Here is a 22,824-nt window from a genome sequence, read left to right as displayed (position 1 = left end):
CATTGCATGAAGACGAACCCCGACACGCTGCGACCTGACACCATGACTGCGCGGCCTGCTGCTCCTCAGCGTCCCACGCTTCCCAACCTGCGCCGCCGTCCTGAGGACGAGCTGCAGCAACTGCAGGACGGCGAGCTGCAGGACGCGCTGCCCGCCGACGCCGACGCCGCAGCGCTGACCGATGCCGCCGAATCCCAGTTGGTGGCCCAGGTCGAAGAAGGCGCTGCGGCCGCGACCGAAGCCGGCGGCGGTGCTGGTGCTGGTGCTGGTGCCGGTGCAGGTGGCGGTGCTGGCGCTGGTGCTGGTGCTGGCGCTGGCGCTGGCGCTGGTGCGTCTGGCGCAGCCGGGGCTGGAGCAGCCGGTGCGGCCGGCGCTGGCGCGGCCGGTGCGGTGGGCAGCGTGGGCGTGGCCACGGCGAGCGCGGTTTCGGCCGGCGCCATCGGTGCCGGCGCAGCTGCCGCAGTCGGTGCGGCTGGCGCAGCCGGCGCAGCCGCTGCCGCCTCCAACGGCGGCTCCAGCCCCACTCCGAGCTCTCCCAGTGCGCCCAGCACCACCGTCAGCGCCATCCACATCAGCGCCGACACGGGCACTTCCACCACCGACTTCCTCACTTCCCAAGCTGCACAGACCGTCACAGCCAGGCTCAGCGCCGCATTGGCCGCGGGCGAGACGCTGTGGGCTTCCGTGGACGGCGGCACCACCTGGACCGACGTCACTGCAGCCGTCGACGGCACCAGCGTGTCGTGGGCCGGCGCAACGCTGCTGGCGGGTACCAACGCCATTGCATTCCAGGTGCGCAACACCGCTGGTGCCGGGACGACCGCCAGCCAGGACTACACGCTCGACACCCAAGTCAGCATGCCCACCTTGGCGCTGTCCCAGGACAGCGGCACCGACAGCAGCGATGCCATCACGAGCAACGGCACGCTGGCCATCACGGCCGAAGCCGGCACCACGCTGGCCTACAGCATCGACGGTGGCCAGACCTGGAGCAGCAGCTTCACCGCCGTCGAGGGCGTCAACAACGTGCTCGTGCGCGCCACCGACGCAGCGGGCAACCAGGCCACGTCCTCGCCCTTCTCCTTCACGCTCGATACGCAGATCAGCGCGCCCACCGTGGCGCTGGCCCAGGACAGCGGCGCCAGCGCCAGCGACCGCCTGAGCAACAACGGCTCGCTGGCCGTCACGGCCGAAGCCGGCACCACGCTGGCCTACAGCATCGACGGCGGCCAGACCTGGAGCAGCAGCTTCACCGCCGTCGAGGGCGTCAACAACGTGCTCGTGCGCGCCACCGACGCCGCGGGCAACCAGGCCACGTCCTCGCCCTTCTCCTTCACGCTCGACACCCAGGTCACCGCCCCCACCGTGGCGCTGGCCCAGGACAGCGGTGCCAGCGCCAGCGACCGCCTGAGCAACAACGGCTCGCTGGCCGTCACGGCTCAGCCCGGCACCACGCTGGCCTACAGCATCGACGGCGGCCAGACCTGGAGCAGCAGCTTCACCGCCGCCGAGGGCGTCAACACCGTGCTCGTGCGCGCCACCGACGCTGCGGGCAACCAGGCCACGTCCTCGCCCTTCTCCTTCACGCTCGATACGCAGATCAGCGCGCCCACCGTGGCGCTGGCCCAGGACAGCGGCGCCAGCGCCAGCGACCGCCTGAGCAACAACGGCTCGCTGGCCGTCACGGCTCAGCCCGGCACCACGCTGGCCTACAGCACCGACGGCGGCCAGACCTGGAGCAGCAGCTTCACCGCCGTCGAGGGCGCCAACACCGTGCTCGTGCGCGCCACCGACGCCGCGGGCAACCAGGCCACGTCCTCGCCCTTCTCCTTCACGCTCGATACGCAGATCAGCGCGCCCACCGTGGCGCTGGCCCAGGACAGCGGCGCCAGCACCAGCGACCGCCTGAGCAACAACGGCTCGCTGGCCGTCACGGCTCAGCCCGGCACCACGCTGGCCTACAGCATCGACGGCGGCCAGACCTGGAGCAGCAGCTTCACCGCCGTCGAGGGCGCCAACAACGTGCTCGTGCGCGCCACCGACGCCGCGGGCAACCAGGCCACGTCCTCGCCCTTCTCCTTCACGCTCGATACGCAGATCAGCGCGCCCACCGTGGCGCTGGCCCACGACAGCGGCGCCAGCGCCAGCGACCGCATCAGCCAGAACGGCACGCTCACGGTCACGCCCCCGGCCGAGCCCGGCGTGACGCTGAGCTACAGCACCGACAGCGGCCAGACCTGGAGCAACAGCTTCACCGCCGTTGAAGGCCTGAACAACGTGCGCGTGCGCGCCACCGACGTGGCGGGCAACACCGCCCACACCGGTTTCAGCTTCACGCGCGATACCACCGCGCCGGCGGCCCCGAGCCTGTCCGTGCCCGAGCATGACACCGTCAACGGCGTGGACGCCGACGAGCGCGCCAGCGACGGCGGCGTGAACGTGCTGGTGCCGCTGTCCGGCCCGGACCTGGCACCGGGCTTCGTGATCACGCTCACGGTGGACGATCCCGGCACGGGCACGCCCTTCACCATCACCCGCACGGTCACGCAGGCCGAGATCGATGCCGGCCAAGCCGTCATCGTCATTCCCGGCATGCAAGCCGCCCTGCCCGGCAGCTACAGCGTCACGGCCACGCTCACCGACCTGGCGGGCAACACCTCCGGCGGCGGCGCGGCCGCCACCTTCGTCTCCGTGCCCGCACTGGTGCTGGGCGACGCGCCCTGCCAGATCTTCGGCCTCCAGCGCCGCCAGTACGAGGCGACCGATGCGAGCGAAACCAACGAGGACAGCAACGTCTTCGTGCTCACGCAGGGCCTGCCCACCCACTCGCCCACGCCTGCGGGCATCGCGGTGGCGCAGTACGCGCTGCGCACCGGCGAGACGCTCACCGGCACCGCGCAGACGCAGAACGTGAGCGCGGGCGGGCTCGACATCCAGGTCACCGACCCGGACGCGGCCATGACCGTCGGCGCGCGCGTCGGTGGTGTCATGCCTGCCGAGACCCTGTGGGTGGACCGCCTGGAGCTGGGAATCAATTCCGCCACCAGCGCCGAGGGCAACCTGCTGTTGGTGGCTCATGGCCAGAGCAACGGCAACCGCGCGCAGCTCGGCGTCTTCGATGCCGGCGTGCACGTGCAGGCCGCGGGCAGTGCCGATGCCGAAGGCTTCGTGTATGCCAAGGCCGCGGGCAACAACTCCCAAGCCAGGGTGGAGGCCTGCCACATCGACGTGCAGGCCCAGGGCGGCACGCAGGCCAGCGCCAGCCTGCAAGGCGTCGCGGTCGCCCAGGGCGACTTCGCCATCGCCAACGACTTCATGTTCACCGGCATCGCCGCCGTGGCCAACCGGGCCGGCTCGCATGCGAGCGTGACCGTGCACGAGGACGTGACGGTGGCCGCCACGGCCACGGCCGGCCCTGCTTCCGCCACGCTGGCCGGCGTACACGCCCTGGCCGTGCAGCCTGGCTTTGCCCCGAGCAGCGCGCGGGTGGACATCGGCGGTGACGTGCAGGTGACGGCGCAGGCCGACACCACGGCCGTGGCCCAGTTCGTGGCCCTGCACGCCACGGCCAGCCGCGCCAGCGCCACGGCCGGCGTGCACATCGGTGGCGACCTGAGCATCGAGGCCACCGGCGCGGACGCGAGTGCCGTCGGCCAGCGCGCGGCCCGCGTCCTGGCCGACGGCGGCAACTCGTACGCGAGCGTCACCGTGGACGGCGACGTGCGCTTCAGCGCCACGGCCACGCAGGGCAACGCCGTGGCCTCGACTTCCAGCGTCAACGAGGTGGTCTCCAACGGCGAGAGCGCCTCGATCGCCGCGCTGACCGTGGGCGGCAGCCTGCTGGCGCAGGCCAGCGCCGCCGACAGCGACGCCCTCGCCACCCTGGCCGGCCTGGACGTGCGGGCCAACAGCGTCGGCGGCGCCGCCAGCGTCCAGGTGGGCAACCGCCTGGAGGCCGAGGCGCACGCCTTCAACCACGCCAACGCCTCGCTGGGCGACATCGACGTCCTGGGCCTGGCAAGCAACGCGGGGGCCAGCGTCGGCATCGGCGGCGAAGACGGCGGCTTCATGGGCGCCCGGGCCTACGCCACGGACGCCGCGGGCGCCGGCCTGGCGAATGCCAGCGTGGGCAACGTGACCGTGGCCGTGGTGCCGCACGTGGTCACGGTGCCAGCCACCAACAGCTCGCCCGCCTACACCTACCTCGGCGGCGTCGAGGGCGCCGGTGCGTCGCTGGATCTGGGCGGTGATTTCCAGGCCTATGCCGAGGGCCTCTACGGCGCCACGGCCAGCTTCGGCAACATCCGCGTGGCCGCTGGCGATGTCGCCACCGGCGCGCGGCTGAACGTGTTTGACGACATCAACGCCGTGGCCCGCGCCGACGACGGCAACGCGCAGGCCAGCGTGGGCCGCGTGGACGTGCTGGCCGAGGGCTTCGGCTCCTACGCCAGCATCTTCACGCACAACGACATCAGCGCCGAGGCCGAGGCTGGCAACAACGCCACGGCCCTGCTGGGCGATCTACGCATCGGCGCGCTGGCCAGCCAGGCCAGCGCCCGCGTGCACCTCAACGACGACTTGGGCGCCTACGCCGAGGCCGTCTCGGGCACGGCCCAGGCCAAGGTGGGCAACATCGCCATCGAAACCCAGGGCAACCAAGCCTATGCCCAACTGGACGTTGACAGCGACCTGGTGGCCGAGGCCGACTCCGAAGAGGGCAACGCCACGGCCACGCTGGGCAGCATCAGCGTGGCCGTCAGCGGCGGCCAGAATGGCACGGCGCGCCTGAACGTCGGCAGCGACCTGATGGCCGACGCCACGGCCGGGGGTGGCAACGCGAACGCCACCGTGGGCTTCATCGGTGTGCAGGCCCATGCCAACGGCTCCAGCGCCCTTGTCGGCGTGGACGAAGAGCTGGTGGCCACCGCCCGCGCCCTTGACCAAGCCGATGCGCAACTGGCCGGGCTGCACATTGCCGCCCTGGGCAACAACGCCAGGGCCGAAGTGCGCATCGGCGGCGAGGACAGCGGCTTCCTGGGCGCGCGCGCCTACGCCAGCGACGCCTCCGGCGCCGCCCTGGCCAACGCCAACGTGGGCAACGTGACGCTGCAGGCCGGTGCGCAGGGCGCCAGCGCCATCCTGGACGTGGGCGGCACGTTCGAGGCCTATGCCTCGGGTGCGCACGGCGCCAGCGCCGCCATCGGCAACATCAGCGTGGGCGCCAGCGTCAGCGGCGCCGTCGCGCAGCTGACCGTGGCCCGGGACGTGCAGGCCTACGCCACCGCCCCCAGCGGCAGCGCTCAGGCCGGCATTGGCGACGTGAACGTGCAGGCCAGCAGCGACGGCGCCCTGGCCGTGCTCACGGTACGAGGCAACTTCAGTGCCTCGGCCACGGCCCACGACAACGCCACCGCCACGCTGGGCAACCTGCGCATCGCCGCCGATGGCACCAACGCCGTGGCGGAAATGAACGTGGGTTCGGACACGGGCGGCGAGGATGACGCGGCCGAGTATCTCGGTGCCTACGCCTATGCCGCGTCCACCGCGAGCGCGAGCGTGGGCGACATCACCGTCGAGGCCAACGGCACCAATGCCTGGGCACGGTTGAACGCCCAGGCTGCCATCGAGGCGTCGGCCAACGGTGCCCAAGGCGCCACGGCCGAGCTGGGCGACATCACGCTGGCGGCCAACGGCACAGCTTCGAACGCACGCCTGGAAGTCAGCCACGGCATCAATACCCTGGCCTGGGCGGCCGACAGCGGCAACGCCACCGCTGCCATGGGCAGCGTCGACGTGGCCGCCCGTGCCGCCGGCGCGCAGGCGGTGCTGCGTGTGGAAGGCGACCTTGGCGCCACGGCCATGGCCGTGGGCAGCAGCGGCAACGCCACCGCGTCCGTCAGCGGCCTGGACATCGTCGCCTCGGGCGCCAACGCCGTGGCGCGGGTTGAAGTGCTGGGCGACGCCATGGGCGCCTATGCCCTGGCCGACAACGGCGCGGCCAGCGCGAGCTTCGGCAGCGTGAGCGTGACGGCCGATGCCAGCGGCGCGATGGCCAGCCTGATTGTGGCGGGCAACCTGGAAGTCAAGGCCAGCGGCATGGACGGCGCCTCGGCCAGCATGGGCTCCTTCGGCGTGGCGGCTTCCGGCATCGGGTCCGTGGCTCGCGTGGACATCGGCGGCGACCTGGTCGTCGATGCCCGCGCCCTGGGCGGCAACGGCCAGGCCACGGCCTCGATCGGCTCCATGAGCGTCTATGCCAGGACCGATGCCGTGGCCGAGCTCAACGTCGGCGGCAACGTGATGATCCGCGCCGAAGGCGTGGGCAATGCCCAGGCAAGCAATGGCTGCTCCTGGGAAGCCGAGGCCGCGGGCGACCGCGCGCAGGCGCAGATCAGCATCGGCGGCAGCCTGGTGTACGAGGCCATCTCGCACGCCGGGTATGCGTCGGCCGATGTGAGCGACCTGGCCGCCACGGCCGACGGCGACAACAGCCGGGCGCGCGTGTTCATCGGGCAAGACCTGATCGTGAAGGCCCAAGGCCATACCGGTGCCTCGGCCGGCATGTCCACCATCAGCGCCACGGCCGGCGGCAGTAATGCCATGGCCGAGGTCTACATCGGCGGCAACGTGCAGGTCGAGGCCGTTGCCCTGGCCGGCGCGGCCTCCGCCTCGCTGAGCACGCTGTCGGTCAGCAGCGAATTCAATGCCGCTAACGGGCACGCCTTCATCGGCATCGGCGGCAACGTGCAGGTGCGGGCCGTGGGCTCGAACGGCGCCCGCGCCGACTTCGACGGCATGGACGTGGAAGCCCACGGCGTGAACTCGATGGCAGGCCTGCTCGTGTCGCCCAGCAGCCTGGGCGGCGGGCAAGTCGTCGTGCAGGCCGAAGGCGACGCGGGCACCGCGCAGGCCACGATGGGCAACATCGAAGTGGCGGCCGATGCAGCAGGGGCCCAGGCCTGGGCCGGGCACTACATGGCGCCCTTCGCGGTGCAGGTGAAGGCCAGCGGTGCCCAGGGCGCGACGGCGCAGATGGGCAACGTCAAGACGCAGGCCAGCAGCCAGGGCACGGCCATGGCCGGGCTGACCACGGTGTCGGTGCAGGCCAGCAGCGCCCAGAGCGCCAGGGCCACGCTGCTGTCGCTCCAGGCGCAAGCCCAGGGCGGCACCGGCGGCGGCATGGCCAGCGCCCTGCTGGGCGCGGTCGCGCTGCACGCCCAGGGAGCCAACGCCACGGCTTCACTGGACGAGGTGCTGGCCGTGGCAGGAGATGCGGGCTCGCAGGCACAAGTCCACGTCCACAGCGACCTCAACATCGTTGCATACGGCCATAACGGCAACGCCCGGGCGAGCCTGGATGGCCTGCAGGTCAAGGCCGGCGGCATCAACGCGAACGCCAGCGTGAGCGTGGAAGACACCCTGCACCTCAGCGCGCAATCCACCGGTGGCGGCAATGCCGATGCCACGCTGGGGGCCTGGGCCCTGACGGCCAGCGGCGTCGGGTCCCAGGCCTTGTTCGGCATGGAAGACATCGACATTCGTGCCAGCGGCCAGTCTGCCCATGCCCAGCAGGGCAACGTCAGCGTCGTTGCCAATGGCGCCGGCGCCAGGGCCTCACTGACGGTGGACGGCGACTGGCACGTGCAGGCCACGACGAACGCCAGCAACGGCAGCGCACGGGCCCAGGGCGGCAACGTCCACGTGCAGGCCAGCGCCAGCGGCGCCGACGCTTCGCTGCTGGTGGCCGGCGCCTTCAAGGTGTCGGCCAACGCCAACGCCGACGGCGCATCTGCGCTCGCCAGCGCGCAGACGCTGGCGGCCCTGGCCAGCAATGGCGGCAGCGCGCTGATCAGCATCGGCGGCAACGTGGACGTGGTCGCCCAGACCAACGGCGAATGGGCCGGCACTCTTGCCCAGGCCCATGCCGCCGGCATGCACGCCGGCAGCTACGGCGCGGGCAACGCCGCCCTCGCCGTCGCCGGCGCGGTCAACGTCAGCGCCAACGGCTTCGCAAAGGCCGAGGCGTGGCTGGAGCATCTGGCGGCCGCGGCCACCGATGGGGACAGCAGAGCCGACCTTACCGTGGGCAGCGTCTCGGTCGCGGCGTATGGTGAGGAGGCCCACGCCGACTTCTACGAGGAACTGTTCACCGACCCGCTGCCGCTGCAGACCCGCGCTGCCGAAGCCTTGCTGGCCCGTGCCGGCGAGGACTGCACGGCGCAGGTCAACGTCACGGGCGACGTGGCGGTGAAAGCCTTCGGTGCCTCGCTGGCCAACGCCCACCTGGGCGGCGTGCGGGCGCAGGCCGAGGATGCCGACCTTGACCTGACCAAGGCCACGGTGAGCATTGGCGGCGACATCCAGGTGTCGGCGACCGCGCAAGGCAACGCCGGCCACGCCGTGGCGCAGTGGGGGCAGTCTTCGAGCATCGAAGCCGTGATCCGCCAGAGCTACACCACGACCAGCAACATCCCTTACTACATCGACATCACCAAGACCGTGCTCCGGCATGGGGCCAGCCTGGCGGCGACCGCCGGCTCGGGCGAGTCCTATGCCACGACCCATGTCGCGGGCAACATCGACATCAGCGCCGAGAGCAGCGACAGCGCGCACTCGGCCACCGCGGTGCTGTGGGATATCGAGGCCCAAGCCGACAACGGCGGCTCGGCCAACGTGAGCATCGACGGCAACGTCACCGTCAGCGCCGACAACGGCCAGCTCGCCACTGCGGCGCTGGGCCGGGTGAGGGCCGACACCTGGTACGGCGACGCCACCGTCACCATCCAGGGCGACATCGACGTGCGAGCGACGGCGGCCCATGGCTCGGCCCGCGCCTTCGGCGGCCTGCACGAGGCCCAGGGCGCGGAAGCACGCCTGGACTACCAGGACGTGACCGTGTTCGCGCTGGGCGAGGACAACGTGCTCGCGGAGGCCGGCTTCTTCGCCGATTTCGGCGGCGACATCGAGGTGGGCAACGTGTCGATCTCCGCGGTCTCCACCGGCGGTGACTTCGACGCCGATGCCGACCTGGTGTTCATCGCCGGCGCCTACGAGGATGACAACGACGACCACCTGCCCCACGACGAATCCAACGTGAGCATCGGCAACCTGTCGGTGTCTCTGCATGGCGCCGGGCTGCAGGGCCAGGTGTTCCTGGGCGCCGACAGCGATGACGCCTCGCTGGCGACCGGCGGCAACTACCACACCGCGCTGCACGGCGGCCCGAACTACGGCACCACCGCCTGGGGCAACATCGCGCTGGCCGTGGAGGTGGGGGCGCTGGACGTGCACGCCGATGCCGGCAGCGACATGGACGTATGGCTGGGCAACGTCCGCGGCACGGGCGTGGACAGCACGGCAACGCTCAGTGGCGCAGGCACCATCACGCTCAACGTCGCCGACAGCGGCAGCCCGTTCGCCTACATCGATGGCGTGGCTCACGGGGGTACGCTGCACTACAACCAGCAGATGCAGGACCGCGACACGGCCGTCAGCTCGCTGTCGGACCTGGCGGGCAACTACACCGCGATCCTGGACTTCGACGTGGACGCCGACAGGCTGGGCTTCGGCAACGCCGCGGCCGACGTGGGCACCTGGACTGACATCGTCGTACAGCCCGACGGGCAATGGCTGGAAACCAGCGGCCAGAACTGGAACGTCACCGGCAACACCGACACGACCTTGAGTGGCGAGGACTTCGCCGCCGTGGCCAGCGTCAGCAACGAGGCGACCCTGTTCTCCGTCCTGAACGCGGCGCTCGACGGCGACACGAAGGTGGCCTATGCGAAGTACACGGGCAACCTGGACTTGGCAGGCTCGATCGACATCGTCGCCAACGACGCCAGTCACGACTGGTACGCCGTGGGCTACGACGGCGACGGCATGGGCATCACCTCGGTGGTGTTCGTGCAGGTCGGGCAAGGGGCCACCTTCGACATGGACCAGATCACGCACCAGGCCTCCCAACAGGGCAGCATCATCTGACGCACGCAACCGGACGTTGAGCCCTCAACCGTAAGACCGAATCAAGGAAGACTCACCATGACCCCCTTTGAAATGAAGCGGGCTGCGGTGGCCGGGGCGGCCGCCCTGGCCGCGCTGGTCCTGGCCGGCTGCGCCGGCGTGCCGCGCGCTCCAGCCATGGGCGCCGCGCCCGATGCCAAGGAGCCGCCGCGCCTGGTGGCCACCGACAAGAAGGACCCCCAGACCGGCAAGCTCCTGCTCGACTGGGATCGTCCGGGCGCCTTCGGCGCCGTCAGCGGCGATCTCAAGGCCGTGGGCGACGGCGCATGCATGGCCGCGCGCGTGGATCTGGAGGCCCTGGGCTACCACCCGCGGGCGCTCGACGAGAAGGGCCAGGCCATCCCGGGCGGCGGCTTCTACTGCTACCCGCGCGCCAACGGCGAGAAGTGGGACGCGACGGCGCCGCAGCTGGTGCCGTCCAAGGGCGAGCGCGGCCTGCTGGCCTGGGACCGGCCCGGCGCCTTCGGCAAGGTGCCGGCGCAACTGCAGGTGCGCGGCGACGTGGCATGCATGCTGGCCGACGTGAAGCTCGAAGCCATCGCCTACCACCCGCAGGCCAGGGGCCCGGACGGCGCCGTGCTGCCTGGCGGCGGCTTCTACTGCTTCCCCAAGCGCCATGGCGAGCAGCCCGGCGAGGTCGCGCCGCGCCTGGTGCGCCAGGACGGGCAGCTGGCCTGGGACCGCCCCGCGGCCTTCGGCAAGGTGCCCGAAGGACTGCGCCAGCGCGGCAATGCCGTGTGCGGCAAGGGGCAGGAAGCCATCGGCTACCACCCCAAGGCATTGAACGACCAGGGCCAGCCCATCCCTGGCGGCGGCTTCTTCTGCGCCGCCGCGCGCCCGAAGGACGGCGAGCGCCGCCAGGCCTGAGGCCCCGGATGCCGGCCAGGCGCAGGTTCCTGTCGCCGGCATGCCCCCGGCCCGACCCATGGACGGTCGGGCCTTCATGCCCGCGCACGCGGGCATTTTCGCTGGCGCCGGCCGCCGAGCCGGCCGCAAGGCCCCGAGGCCTCAAACCCTGAACTGGGCAGCGTTCCCGACGCTATTCGCGCCCTCGCCGCGCAGGGCCCGATGCTCCAATTCCTTACCGTGACGAGACGGGCCGGAACGAGCCGGCCTGCCGCCACGATCCCCGTGTCCCGTCCGCCACCCATCGCGTGGCTCCGGCACACCGAACGCCCGCCGTCCATCCTCACTGCGCCGCGAACTGCGGCCGGGCGGCTCCTGCAAATGCCCTGCCCCCGGCCCTGGCGCCCCATGAAGTTGTTGTCATCGAGTAGTACAAAGGCTGGCTGCGGCGGCAAGCCGCCGCGAGCGGCCGCGGTGCTGGGCCTGGTGGCGCTGGCCTGGGCCTGGGCCGGCATGCCGGCCCAGGCCCAAACCCAGGCCCAAACCCAGGCCGACACACCGGCGCCGGTCCGCATCACCGTCACCGCTTCGAGCCTGGCCGGCGTCTACACGCTGCGCGCCGCCGTGGCCGATGCGCTGGCGCGCAGCCCTGCAGTGGCCGCAGCCGGTTCCGAGCGCGTCACCGCGGGCTACCTGCGCGAAGGCGCGGAGTGGGCACGCTATCCCACGCTGTCGGCCGAGGTCGTACCGGGCCGGTCGTCCTCACAGTCGGGCTCGAACTCGCGGCTGCTGCGCTTGGACCAGCCCCTGTGGAGCGGCGGGCGCATCTCCGGCGCCATCGACCTGGCCCGTGCACAGGAAGCTGCGGCGCGGCTGGGTGAGTCCGAGGCCCGCCGCAACACCGAGGAGCAGACGGCCGTGGCGTACCTGGGCTGGTCCGGGGCACAGGAGCGGCTGCGCATCGCCGACGACGGGCGCGCCGTGTTCGAGCGGCTGCTGGCCTACGTCGAGCGGCGCGAGCAGGCCGGTGCCGCGGCCAAGTCCGACGTGTCGGCAGCACAGGCCCGGCTGGCGTCGGTGGGCGTGCAGCGCGAGCAACTGGCGGCCGAACTCGAGCGCTCGCGCTCGGAGCTGCGAGCCCTTGTCGTGGGCCCGGTCGCGGGTGCGCCGCAGGCCCTGGAGGTGCCCGCCTCGGCGCTGCGCGACGCCGACAGCGCCGAGGCCGAGTACCTGGCCCGATCCAACGTGGCCGCGCAGCGCGAGGCCGACATCGAGGCGGCGCAGGCGGCCGCGGCGGTGCGCCGCGGCGAGTCGCTGCCGCGGCTGTCGCTGCGCCTGGAGCGCCAGGACGGCACCGCGGGCGGCGTGCCGGGCGACACCCGCGCGATGCTGGCGCTGAGCTTCACGCCCGAGGCCGGCCTGGGGTCGCTGTCGTCGATCCAGGCCGCGCAAAGCCGCATCACCACCGCGCAGGACCAGGCGCGTGTGGCCGAGCAGGAGATCCGGCTGCGCGCGCGCGCGCACCTCACCGAGGAGCAGTCGGCGCGGCGCCAGATCGCCGGGCTGGTGCCGCAGATCGAGTCGCTGCAGTACACGGCCGATTCCTACATGCGCCAGTTCGAGGCCGGGCGGCGTACCTGGATCGAGGTTCTCAACATCTTCCGCGAGGTGCTGGACACGCGCGTGGCGCTGTCGCGCGCCCGCACTCAGCACGCGCAGGGCGCGCTGCGCCTGATGGGCAACACCGGAGCACTGTCCCCATGGATCGAAACCAACCCGTGAGCGACCCCGCGGCCGCAACGGACGCCGCCCCCGGCGGCACGGCGCTGGGCGCGGCGGCGCTGCAGCGGCTGCTGGGCCTGCTGGGCCGTGCCGTGGAGCTGGAGGCCACGCGCCACGCGCTGAAGGCCACGGGCGAGCCGCGATTCGGCCAGGGACGCGAGACGCTGCGCCGGCTCGACGGCGCGCTCAACAAGCTGGGCCTCTACGGCTTCGAGCTGGCCGGCACCCTCGGCCACGCGCTGCAGCCGCAGCACCTGCCCGCTCTTGTCGAGCACGACGGCCGCACCTGGGTGCTGGTAGAGCAGCGCGGCGAGCACGTGGTGCTGGATGCGGGCGACGGCGCGCTGCTGGAACTCTCTCGCCAGGACGTCGCGCAGGCCGCAGCGCTGTGGCTGCGCCCGCGTGCCGGGGCGGCCGCTGCCGCGGCCGACGGCGACGAGGCGCAGCCCGCGCGCGCGCTGCTGGGCAGTGCGCTGCGCCAGCGCCGCCGCCTGCTGGCGGAGGTGGCCCTGGCCTCGCTGCTCACCAGCGTGCTGGCCGTGGCCACGGGGCTGTTCTCGCAGCAGGTATACGACCGCGTGGTGCCGTCCTTCGCGCTGTCCACGCTGTGGGCGCTGGTGGGCATCGTGGGGCTGCTGCTGGCCTTCGACTTCGTGCTGCGCGTGGTGCGCGCGCGCATGCTTGACCGAATTGCCTGCGACATCGACGAGGAGGTGTCGTCCGAGGTGTTCCGCGTGCTGGGCGACGTGCGGCTGGACGCCCGGCCGCGCGCGGTCGGCACGCTCGCGGCGCAGGTTGGCGGCCTGGAGGCCGCGCGCGCCTTCTTCACCTCCAGCGTGCTGTTCACGCTGGCGGAGATTCCCTTTGCACTGGTCTTCATCGTCGTCATCGCCTGCATCGGCGGGCCGCTGGCGTGGGTGTACGTGGCCGCGGCGGCGCTGGCGCTGGTAGCGGGGCTGCTGGCTCAGGCGGGCGTGCGGCGCCTGGCAGCGCAACAGCAGGCGGGCGTGCACGCGCGCAACGGGCTGCTGGTGGAGTCCATCGCCGGCAGCGAGACCATCAAGGCGCTGGGCGCGACGTGGCGCTTCGCCGAGCGCTGGCGCGCTCTCACGCGCGACGTCTCGGAGCACGCGCGCCGCCAGCGCGCCACCAACGCCCTGACGTCGTCGCTGGCCGTGAGCCTGTCCAGCGTGTCGTACCTGGCCGTGATCGTGTTCGGGGTGTACCTGATCCAGGAAGGCAGCCTGACCGTGGGCGGTCTCATCGCCGTGACGATGCTGGGCGGGCGCGTGGTCGGCCCGATCTCCAGCGGCATCCACCTGCTCACGCAGGGCCACGCCGCGGCGCTGGCGCTCAGGGCGGTCAACGCGGTGCTGAGCCTGCCCGCCGAGCGCGACCCGAGCGTGCGGCTGCTGCGCCCGCAGGCGCTGGGCGCGGAGCTGCGGCTGGAGGGCCTGCGCTTCAACTACGACGAGGCACCGGTGCCGCAGCTCGACATCGGCGCGCTCACGCTGGCCGAGGGCGAGCGCGTGGTGCTGGTGGGCCCGCCGGGCTCGGGCAAGTCCACGCTGCTGCGCGTGCTCGCCGGGCTGTACCGGCCCAGCGCCGGCCGGGTGCTCATGGGCGGGCTGGACATCACGCTCGTGGACCCGGACGTGCTGCGCCGCGCCGTGGCGCTGCTGCCCCAGGAAGTGCAGATGTTCCGCGGCACGCTGCGCGAGAACCTGTGCCTGGGCGCGCTGGTGCCGGACCAGCAGCTGCTGGAGGCGGTGCGCGCGCTGGGCCTGGACGGACTGCTGTCGGACCACCCGCGCGGGCTGGACCGCCCCATCGCCGAGGGCGGCAGCGGGCTGTCGGTGGGCCAGCGCCAACTCTGTGGCGTGGCGCGCGCCATGGCGCGACGCCCGCGCATTTGGCTGCTCGACGAGCCCAGCAGCGCGCTGGACCCCGCCACCGAACAACGCATGTACCAGGCGCTGGAACAGGTGCTGGGCGAGCGCGACGTGCTGGTGGTGGCCACGCACCGCCCGGGCGCGGCCTCACTGTGCCGCCGCGCCATCGTCATGCAGCGCGGCCGCGTGGTGGCCGACGGCGACCGCGCCGCGCTGCTGCAGCGCTCCCGCGCAGCCGCTGGCCCGGCGACCGCGCCGGCCGCTGCGGCCTCGGCCTCCCCCACCACCGCGGCGGCCCGGGCCGCCACCGCCGTCTCCACTTCCGCTCCCGCGCTGTCATGAACGACGACTTCACGAACGCCACCGCTCCGGCGGCCCGCCGCCGCGGCTCGCTGCTGGGCTCGGCACTGATCTGGCTGGTGACGCTGACGCTGGGCGCCCTGGTGGCCTGGTCGGCCGTCTCCGAGGTGGACGAGGTCGTGCGCGCGCAGGCCACCGTCATTGCCAGCCGCCGCGTGCAGGTGATCCAGTCCGTCGATGGCGGCGTGCTGGCCCAGCTGGGCGTGGCCGAGGGCGACCGGGTGCGCAAGGGACAGGTGCTGGCGCGTTTCGACGAGACGCGCAGCAAGTCCGAGCTCGACGCCACGAGCGCCAAGCGCGCCTCGCTGCTGGCGAGCATGGCGCGCCTGCGTGCGGAGCTCGCCGGCGCGGCCTCGGTGAGCTACCCGGCCGAAGTGCGGGGCTTCCCCGAACTCATGCGCGATCAGGACCTGCTGTTCGCTGGCCGGCGCGCCAACCTGCAGACGGACCTGGCCACGCTCACAGGCATCGTGCGCACGGCGCGCGAAGAGCTGGCGATCACGGAGAAGCTGCTGGCCGACGGCGACTCCAACCGCATGGAGCTGCTGCGCGCCACGCGCATGGTCTCGGAGGCGCAGGCCAAGGTGGACAGCCGCCGCAACCAGTACGTGCAGGACGCCAGCGCCGAGCTGGCCAAGGCGCGCGACGAACTCCAGCAGATCCAGGAGCAGGCCACGCAGCGCCGGCGCCAGCTCGACAACGTGGTGGTGGCCTCGCCCATGGACGGCATCGTCAAGAACGTGCGCTTCACGACGCTGGGCGCGGTGCTCAAGCCCGGCGACGAGCTGCTGAGCATCGTGCCGGTGGACGACCGCATGATTGTGGAGGCCAAGGTCGCGCCGCGCGACATCGCGCAGGTACGCCCGGGGCTGGAGTCGATGATCAAGTTCGACGCCTACGACTACACGGTGTACGGCGCGGTGCACGGCCAGGTCGCCTACGTCGGCGCCGACAGCATGCGCGAGGAAGGGCAGCGCCCGGACACACCGGGCAGCACCTACTACCGCGTGCACGTGGCCACGCCCTCGCCGGCGGCCACGCACACCGGCCGCAGCCTGGACGTCATTCCCGGCATGACCGCCACCATTGACATCCGCACCGGGCGCCGCACGGTACTGGAGTTCCTGCTCAAGCCCGTGGTCAAGACCTTCTCCGAGGCCTTCGGCGAGCGCTGAGGCGCCGCGCCGCCCTTCGCCGCCGGCCTCCGGCCGCATCCACTGACTTGCCGGGCCCGCGCAGGGCCCGCACGAAAGGCATTCCCATGAGCCGCGTCATGATCTGCACGCCCTGCTACGGCCGGGTCGTCAACGAGTCCTACCTGAAGTCGATCCTCGCCAGCCAGGACGCGCTGCGCGATGCCGGGCACGCGATGGTGCTGTCAACCTTCAGCAACGAGTCGCTGATCACGCGCGCGCGCAACAACCTCGTGGCCGCCTTCCTGGGCTCGAACTGCGACGCGCTGATGTTCATCGACGCCGACATCGGCTGGCGCCCGCGCGCGCTGCTGGACCTGGTGGATGCCGGCTACGACGTGTGCGGCACGCCCTATCCCACCAAGGGCTACCAGTGGGACCGCGTGGCGCGGCTGGCCACCGAGCCCGGTCCGGACGGCAACCCGCTCAAGCCCGCGGCGCTGCGCGCGCGCGCCATGAACTACACGCTGCTGCGCAGCGACGACCAGCCCGCCGGACTGCCCCGGGGCTGGCAGGAGGTGCAGGCGCTGGGCACAGGCTTCATGCTGATCCAGCGCCACGTGCTGGAGCGCATGCGCGACCACTACCGCGCCGAGCTGGGCTACGTCAACGACGTCGCGGGCTACCTGGAGCACGTGCGCCCCGAGCACTGCGTGGGCCTGTTCGAGACCATGATCGAGCCGGACTCGCGCCGCTACCTCTCCGAGGACTACGCCTTCTGCCGGCGCTGGCGCGACCTGGGCGGCAAGGTCTTCGCCAACCTGCGCCACCGGCTCTCGCACACCGGCGCGCACGAGTTCTGACCGCTCCCGCGCCCGACGCCGCCACGGCCCCATGCCCATGACAACAACCCCTACCGTGCAGGCGGCCGCTCCCGCCGCGGCGCTGCTGCGCCTGGACCCGCAGTGGCAGGCGCTGCCCGGCCGGGCCTACGGCAGCCGCCAGCCGGTGCTGCGCGGCGGCCTGGTGGTGGCGCCGCTGCCGCGGGGACTGGACGTCGCCGCGCTGGACGCGGGCCTGGCCGCCGCGACGGCCCTGCCCGGACCGCTGCCGCTGCCGCCGCACACGCCCGCCGCGCTGGCGCTGGCGCAGCGGCTGCTCTTCTGGAGTTGCGCGCTGCAGCGCCAGGCCCTGCTGCCGGTGCACGGCAACGCCAGCGCCTGGCTGCCCGGGCCGCCGGCCGAGGCGTCGGCGCCGCAGCGCGTGGAAGCGGCACTGCCCTGCGCGACGCCCAGGGCCGCCGCCGCCACGCTGGCCTGGGTGGCGGGCGCGCTGCAGGCCGCCTTGGCCGGCGCCGCGCCCCGGCCGGAAAGCCTGGAGCGGTTGCGCGAGCAACTGCAAGCCGACCGCGCCGGCGGCATCAACACGCACCGCTTCCTGGCCGCGGCGGCCCAGCTGGACCTGCCCGTGACGCCGGTGGCCGGCAACGTGCACCGCTTCGGCGACGGGCGGCACGCCTGCTGGCTCGACAGCAGCTTCACCGAGCGCACCCCCGCCATCGGCACGCGGCTGGCACAGGACAAGGTGCAGACCGCGCAGGTGCTGCGCCAGCGCGGTCTACCCGCGCCCGTGCACGCGCTGGCGGCCGACGCCGACGCGGCGCTGCGCGTGGCGCGGCGGCTGGGCTGGCCGGTGGTGGTCAAGCCGGCGGACACCGACCAGGGCCGTGGCGTCGCCGCCGGGCTGTGCGACGAGGAGTCGTTGCGCGCGGCCTTCGCCGCCGCGCGCGCGCACTCCGCGCGGGTGCTGGTGGAAAAGCACTTCGACGGCAGCGACCACCGCATGACGGTGTTCCAGGGCGAGCTGCTCAAGACCACGGTGCGCCGCCCTGGCGGCGTGGAGGGCGATGGCGTGCAGAACGTGGCGCAGCTCGTGGCGCTGGCGCAGCGCGGCGCGGAGTTGCAGCGGCGCAGCCGCGAGCGCGGCCGCGGCGAGCTGCTGGCGCTGGACGAGGAAGCGCTGGGCCTGCTGGCGCAGGCCGGGCTGACGCCGCAAAGCGTGCCGGCCCCCGGGCGCTACGTCGCGCTGCGCCGCCGCGCCAACGTCTCGGCCGGCGGCAGCATCGCGCTGGTGCCGCCCGAGGCGGTGCATCCCGACAACCGGCGCCTGGCGGTGGAAGTGGCTGCGGCGCTGCAGCTGGACCTGGCCGGCATCGACCTGCTGATCCCCGACATCTCCACCTCCTGGCTGGAGTCCGGGGCGGTGGTTTGCGACGTCAACAGCCAGCCGCAGATCGGCTCCAGCACATCGCCGCACGTGTACGCCGAGCTGCTGCGGCGGCTGGTGCCGCGCGGTGGCCGCATTCCGGTGCTTTTGGCGCTGGGCGCGCCGGCCCTGGCCGGGGCCCTGGCTGCGGCGCTGCCGCCGCTGCCCCGTGCCGGCGTGCTGGGCTGCGCCAGCGCGCTGGGCGTGCACGTGGGCGGCGTGCCGGTGGCCGGCCGCCTGGACAGCGCCTTCGACGCCGGGCAGGCCGTGCTGGCGCACCGCGGCGTGGACGCGGCGGTGCTGGCCCTGCCCTGGGGGCCGCTGCAGCGCACCGGGCTGCCGATGGACCGCTGCGACGTGCTGCTGCTGACCCCGCCGCCGCCGGCGCTGCCGGAGGGCGCGGTGCGCGAGGCGCTGCGCCTGGTGCTGCCGCATGCCCGCGGCGTGGTGGTGCTGCCCCAGGCGATGCGCGGCCTGCTGCCGGCGGGCTTCGGCACCGGGAGCGCGCCACGCCTGCTGTTCGAGTCCGATACCGCGGCCTGCATCGCGCGCGCTGCACGCTGCCTTGAGGAGACTTGCCATGACTGATCGCCGACGACTGCTGCAGCTGGGCGCTGCCGCGCTGCTGGGTGGGCTGCGGTGCGCCCCAGGACATGCATTCAGCGGCAGTTCCGGCCCGGAGCCGCTGGAGCTGATCGTGTCGCTGCGCCCGGGCGGGTCGGGCGACCTGCTCGCACGCACGCTGGCGCCGCAGCTGCAGCAGCTCGCACGCCGCGACGTGGTGGTGCTCAACGTGGACGGCGCCGGCGGCGAACTGGCGCGGCGCCGGCTGCTGGCGGCCCCGGCCAACGGCAACCATTGGCTGCTGTGCCCGGAGAGCCTGCTCACGATCAATCCCAGCTTTTACCCGCGCCCGGCCGATCCGCTCGACGGCCTGGCCGCGGTGGCGCGGCTGGCCAGCAGCCCGTCCTTCCTGCTGGCCCGCGCCGACGCGGGACTGCAGGGCGTCGAGGACTTCGCGCGCGCGGCCCGTGCGGCGGCCCAGCCGCTGGCCTTTGGCAGCGGCGGCGTGGGCACGCTGCACCACCTGGCGATGGAGCAACTGGCCGCGCGGCTGGGCCTGCGACTGCTGCACGTTCCCTACCGCAGCAACACCGCGGCGCTGCAGGGCCTCATGGCCGGCGATGTGCGCGTGATGTTGGCCGGCACCTCGGCGCTGGAATTGGTGGCCAGCGGGCAGCTGCGCATGCTGGCCACCACGGCCCCGCGCCGGCTGGCCACGCTGCCCGACGTGCCGGCGCTGGCCGAAACGCTGCCCGGCTTCGAGGCGCGCAACTGGTTCGGCCTGTTCGCGCGGCGCGAAGTGCCCGCGACTGCGCTGCAGCAGATGCGGTTGCACCTGCGCGCCGCTCTGGACCACGAGCCGGTACAGCGCCTGCTGCGCGAGCGCAGCCAGCTCCAGGGCGCCTACCTTGACGGCGCACCCTTTGCCGCGCTCATCGATGCGGAGCGGCGCCACTTCGCCTCGCTGGCGGCCCGGCTGGCCCCGTTCTGAGCGCCGCCCGCCCCTCCACTCCTGCATGCACCGCCGCCCCCCGGGGTCGCGGCAGCCACGCCATGACCACCGAACCGTCCTGCCTGCCTCCCGCCTTCGAGGAGCCCCTGGCGCTGTCGGCGCCGCTGGCGCGCGCCTGGGCCGCCCGGCACTGCGCGCACGCGCCCGGCGGCGGCTGCGACCACTACCATGGCTTCTGGCAGCACCTGCGCCTCATGGGGCTGGGTGCGACGCTGGGGGGCCATCCGCAACGCTACCTGCGCGCGATGTCGGATCTGGCGCGGCGCTGGGCCGGCGCTGGCACCGACGGTGGCGTGGCGGCGCGGCGCGTGCTCGTGTCGGGCACGGCGGACTACTCGATGCTGGCGCACGTGGCGGCAGCCTTCCACGGCGGCGCGGGTGCGATGCCGCAGCTGCACGTGCTGGACCTGTGCCCCACGCCGCTGCGCCTCAACGAGTGGTACGCGCGGCGCACGGGGCTGGTGGTACAGACGGTGTGTGCCGACTTGCTGGCGCACGAGGCGCCACAGGGCTACGACCTGGTAGTGACGAGCAGCCTGCTGGGCTACTTCAGCCCTGCGCAGCGGCCCGCGCTGTTCGCGCGGCTGGCGGCGCTGCTGCGCCCCGGCGGATGCCTGATGTTCTCCAACCGGCTGCGCCCGGGACTGCCAGCGCAGCCGCTGGCGCAGACGGAAACGGCGCTGCAGCGCTTGGCCGATGCGGTGGCCGCGCGGGTGCCGGGGCTGCCGGCGCAGGCGGCACTGGACAGCGGGACGGCCATGGACGCGGCGCGGGCCTATGCCGGGCACCGGCGGCCGTATCCGCTGGACGGCGCCGACACGCTGCGCGCGCTGGCGCAGGGCGCGGGCCTGCAGTGGCTGCAGTGCGAGGCCGTGGGCGGCGAATCCGCCGCGGCACCGGGCACGCCTGGCGGACCGACGCTGGCCGACGGCTCGCCCTACGTCTTCGTCACGCTGGGCCGGCCGGCGGCGTAAGCGCCGCCTCGGCCCGCAGCAGCCGCTGCGCCAGCCGCGCCGCGGCCTCGCCGGCGGCCACCGGCTGCGCCGAGGCCTGCACGGCTGCGTCCAGCCGGCCGAGCGCCGTGCGGGCAGCGCCGGGCAGCACCAGCAGCGGTCCCCGGCACGCAGGCGCCAGTGCGGCCAGCGCCTGGCGCAACAGCCCGGGCCGCTGCGCGTCCAGCCCGTCGCCGGCCAGCACGAGCGCGTCGATGCGGTCGAAGGCCAGCCCGGTGCGCAGGAACGTGGCGTCGTCCAGGCACAGCAGCGCGGCCTGCACGCCACGGTCGCCTGCCAGCAGCCGGCTGCCTTCGAGTGCGTCCAGGGGGCCTGCGGCCACGCGCTCGCCGCCCACACACGCGCCACCAGCCGTGGCCCATCCCGCGACCAGTCCGCTGCGCCGCAGCTCGGCCGCGGCCGACTGCGCCAGCGCCCCGTCGGCACCGCCGCCCAACACCACTGCCACCGGTATGCGCCCGCCCCGTGGCAGGAGCCGCTGCAGGATCTCGCCGTACAGGTGCGCGGAGGTGGTGTAGCCCAAGTTAGGCTGGCCGTTGACCTCGCACACGGCCGCCCCGCTGTCCAGCCAGGAGCGGGCGATGTCGGGAATGAGCAGGTCCACGCCCGCCAGGTCCAGGCCCAGCGCGTCGGCCGCACGCTCGGCCAGGCGGCGGTTGTCGGGGTGCACGCGGTCGAAAGCCGCCACCGGCGTGCCGCCGGAGGCGACGTTGGCGGCGCGGCGCAGCGCCAGGAAGCGGCCCGCGGGCAGCACGCTGTCCTCGCTCAGCCCGGCGCGTGCCAGCAGCACCTGCGCCTCGGCGTCCAGCGTCAGCTGGCGCAGCGGCGCGTGCGGACCACTGCCGCGACGCGGGTCGGCGTTGAGCTGCGTCAGCAGTTCGCGCACCGTGTGGCGGCCGTCGCCGCTGACACCGCCGGGCACGCGCTCGATCGCCCACAACAGCCGCCCCTGTACCACCACCAGCCGGTAGTCGCGGCCATGGAAATGGCGCTCTACCAGCACGCGGCGCGAATGGCGCCGCGCCTGCGCGAAAGCCTCGCGTACCTCCTGGGGCGTATGCAGCCCCGCGGCCACGCCCACGCCGCCATCGCAGTCCAGCGGCTTGACCACCACCGGCCAGCCCAGGCGCTGCGCCGCGCGCAGCGCCGCCTCCACGTCGGACACGGCCTCGTGCGCCGGCACCGGCACGCCGGCGCGGCGCAGCACCACGGCGGCCTGCTGCTTGTCGCGTGCCAGCCGCGCCGCCAGCAGCGGCGTGCGGTCGGAGTAGGAGCTGTCCAGCCAGCACGAACGCGCGCCCTGACCGAATTGCAGCACCGCTCCGGCCACCACCGAGCAAGGCAGCCCGGCGTCGAAGGCGGCGCGCAGAAAGCGGGGCACGTTGGACGACGAGAACGCGGCCTGCGCGAGACGCCGCAGCAGCGCGGGCAGCTGGCCCTGCACGGCGGCGACGTCGCCGCCATGCACCAGCGCCGCGTGCAGCGACAGCATCCACGCCAGCGCCTGCCCAGCACCAGCCAACCCGGGCACGGGGGTGGTCAACGCCACCCAGACCCGGTCGGACCGCGGCGCGTGCGCCACCAGCCGCCCGCACTCGAACACGGGCTGCCCGGCCGCGCGCTGCAGACGGTGCACGCCCTGTAGCAGCGCCTGGACCACCGTCGGCGGCGCGGCTGTGGGTGTGGGCTCATCGGCTGCGGTCGCTGCGGCGGCCTGCAGCACCGCCTCCAGCGCTGCGGCCAGTGGTGCGGCGCCCGCACCATCGTCGGCCAGCGCCGCGGGCAGCGGCACCAGCAGCGCCGGATGGCGCAGGCCCCACAGGAAACCCGGCACCAGGCCGGCGCCGGCCGGCAGGCGGCCGCTGGCGGCCACGCCGCGCACGGGGCCGGCCGGCGCGCCGGGCAGGTCAGGCAAGTCGGAATGCATGGCGGAA

10 protein-coding genes are annotated in these 22,824 nt (G+C 73.4%); 9 read left to right on the top strand and 1 reads right to left on the bottom strand.

From position 1 onward, the window contains the following. Positions 1–6 precede the first annotated feature (6 nt). From FJ694_RS03450 to FJ694_RS03410, 9 genes are all read left to right on the top strand, one after another. Positions 7–9,984 carry a beta strand repeat-containing protein gene (locus tag FJ694_RS03450; RefSeq protein WP_157264331.1) on the top strand — a complete coding sequence of 3,326 codons (9,978 nt, stop codon included), beginning with the start codon at positions 7–9 and terminating at the stop codon, positions 9,982–9,984. A gap of 57 nt (positions 9,985–10,041) precedes the next feature. Beyond that, complete coding sequence (locus tag FJ694_RS03445) at positions 10,042–10,890, top strand: hypothetical protein (RefSeq protein WP_157264330.1); 849 nt, start codon at positions 10,042–10,044, stop codon at positions 10,888–10,890. A gap of 387 nt (positions 10,891–11,277) precedes the next feature. After that, the gene (locus FJ694_RS03440) at positions 11,278–12,651 is read left to right on the top strand and encodes a TolC family protein (protein ID WP_157264329.1); all 1,374 of its coding nucleotides are present in this window, start codon (positions 11,278–11,280) and stop codon (positions 12,649–12,651) included. Next, positions 12,630–14,885 (top strand): ATP-binding cassette domain-containing protein, encoded by a 2,256-nt coding sequence (locus tag FJ694_RS03435; RefSeq protein WP_157264328.1) that lies wholly within the window; start codon positions 12,630–12,632, stop codon positions 14,883–14,885. The genes FJ694_RS03440 and FJ694_RS03435 overlap by 22 nt, the downstream gene beginning before the upstream one ends. Then, positions 14,882–16,078 carry an HlyD family type I secretion periplasmic adaptor subunit gene (locus FJ694_RS03430; RefSeq protein WP_157264327.1) on the top strand — a complete coding sequence of 399 codons (1,197 nt, stop codon included), beginning with the start codon at positions 14,882–14,884 and terminating at the stop codon, positions 16,076–16,078. The genes FJ694_RS03435 and FJ694_RS03430 overlap by 4 nt, the downstream gene beginning before the upstream one ends. Positions 16,079–16,164: 86 nt before the next feature. Next, positions 16,165–16,899 carry a hypothetical protein gene (locus tag FJ694_RS03425; protein ID WP_157264326.1) on the top strand — a complete coding sequence of 245 codons (735 nt, stop codon included), beginning with the start codon at positions 16,165–16,167 and terminating at the stop codon, positions 16,897–16,899. A 37-nt stretch (positions 16,900–16,936) separates the two neighbouring features. Further along, positions 16,937–18,889, top strand: coding sequence for an acetate--CoA ligase family protein (locus tag FJ694_RS03420; protein WP_157264325.1), 1,953 nt, complete (start codon positions 16,937–16,939; stop codon positions 18,887–18,889). Continuing rightward, positions 18,882–19,856: a tripartite tricarboxylate transporter substrate binding protein gene (locus FJ694_RS03415; RefSeq protein WP_157264324.1), complete on the top strand. Its 975-nt coding sequence runs from the start codon at positions 18,882–18,884 to the stop codon at positions 19,854–19,856. Before FJ694_RS03420 ends, FJ694_RS03415 begins: the two co-directional genes overlap by 8 nt. A 62-nt stretch (positions 19,857–19,918) precedes the next feature. Beyond that, the gene (locus FJ694_RS03410; RefSeq protein ID WP_157264323.1) at positions 19,919–20,851 is read left to right on the top strand and encodes a methyltransferase domain-containing protein; all 933 of its coding nucleotides are present in this window, start codon (positions 19,919–19,921) and stop codon (positions 20,849–20,851) included. On the opposite strand, the gene FJ694_RS03405 is transcribed toward FJ694_RS03410, so the two are convergent. Next, on the bottom strand, positions 20,826–22,817 hold the full coding sequence (locus FJ694_RS03405; RefSeq protein WP_157264322.1) for an ATP-binding protein: 1,992 nt from the start codon (positions 22,815–22,817) through the stop codon (positions 20,826–20,828). The two genes, FJ694_RS03410 and FJ694_RS03405, sit on opposite strands and share 26 nt — an antisense overlap. Positions 22,818–22,824 lie beyond the last annotated feature (7 nt).

Source organism: Azohydromonas aeria, from assembly GCF_009760915.1.
Lineage (GTDB): Bacteria > Pseudomonadota > Gammaproteobacteria > Burkholderiales > Burkholderiaceae_C > Azohydromonas > Azohydromonas aeria.
This window is presented reverse-complemented; position numbering and strand designations above follow the sequence as displayed.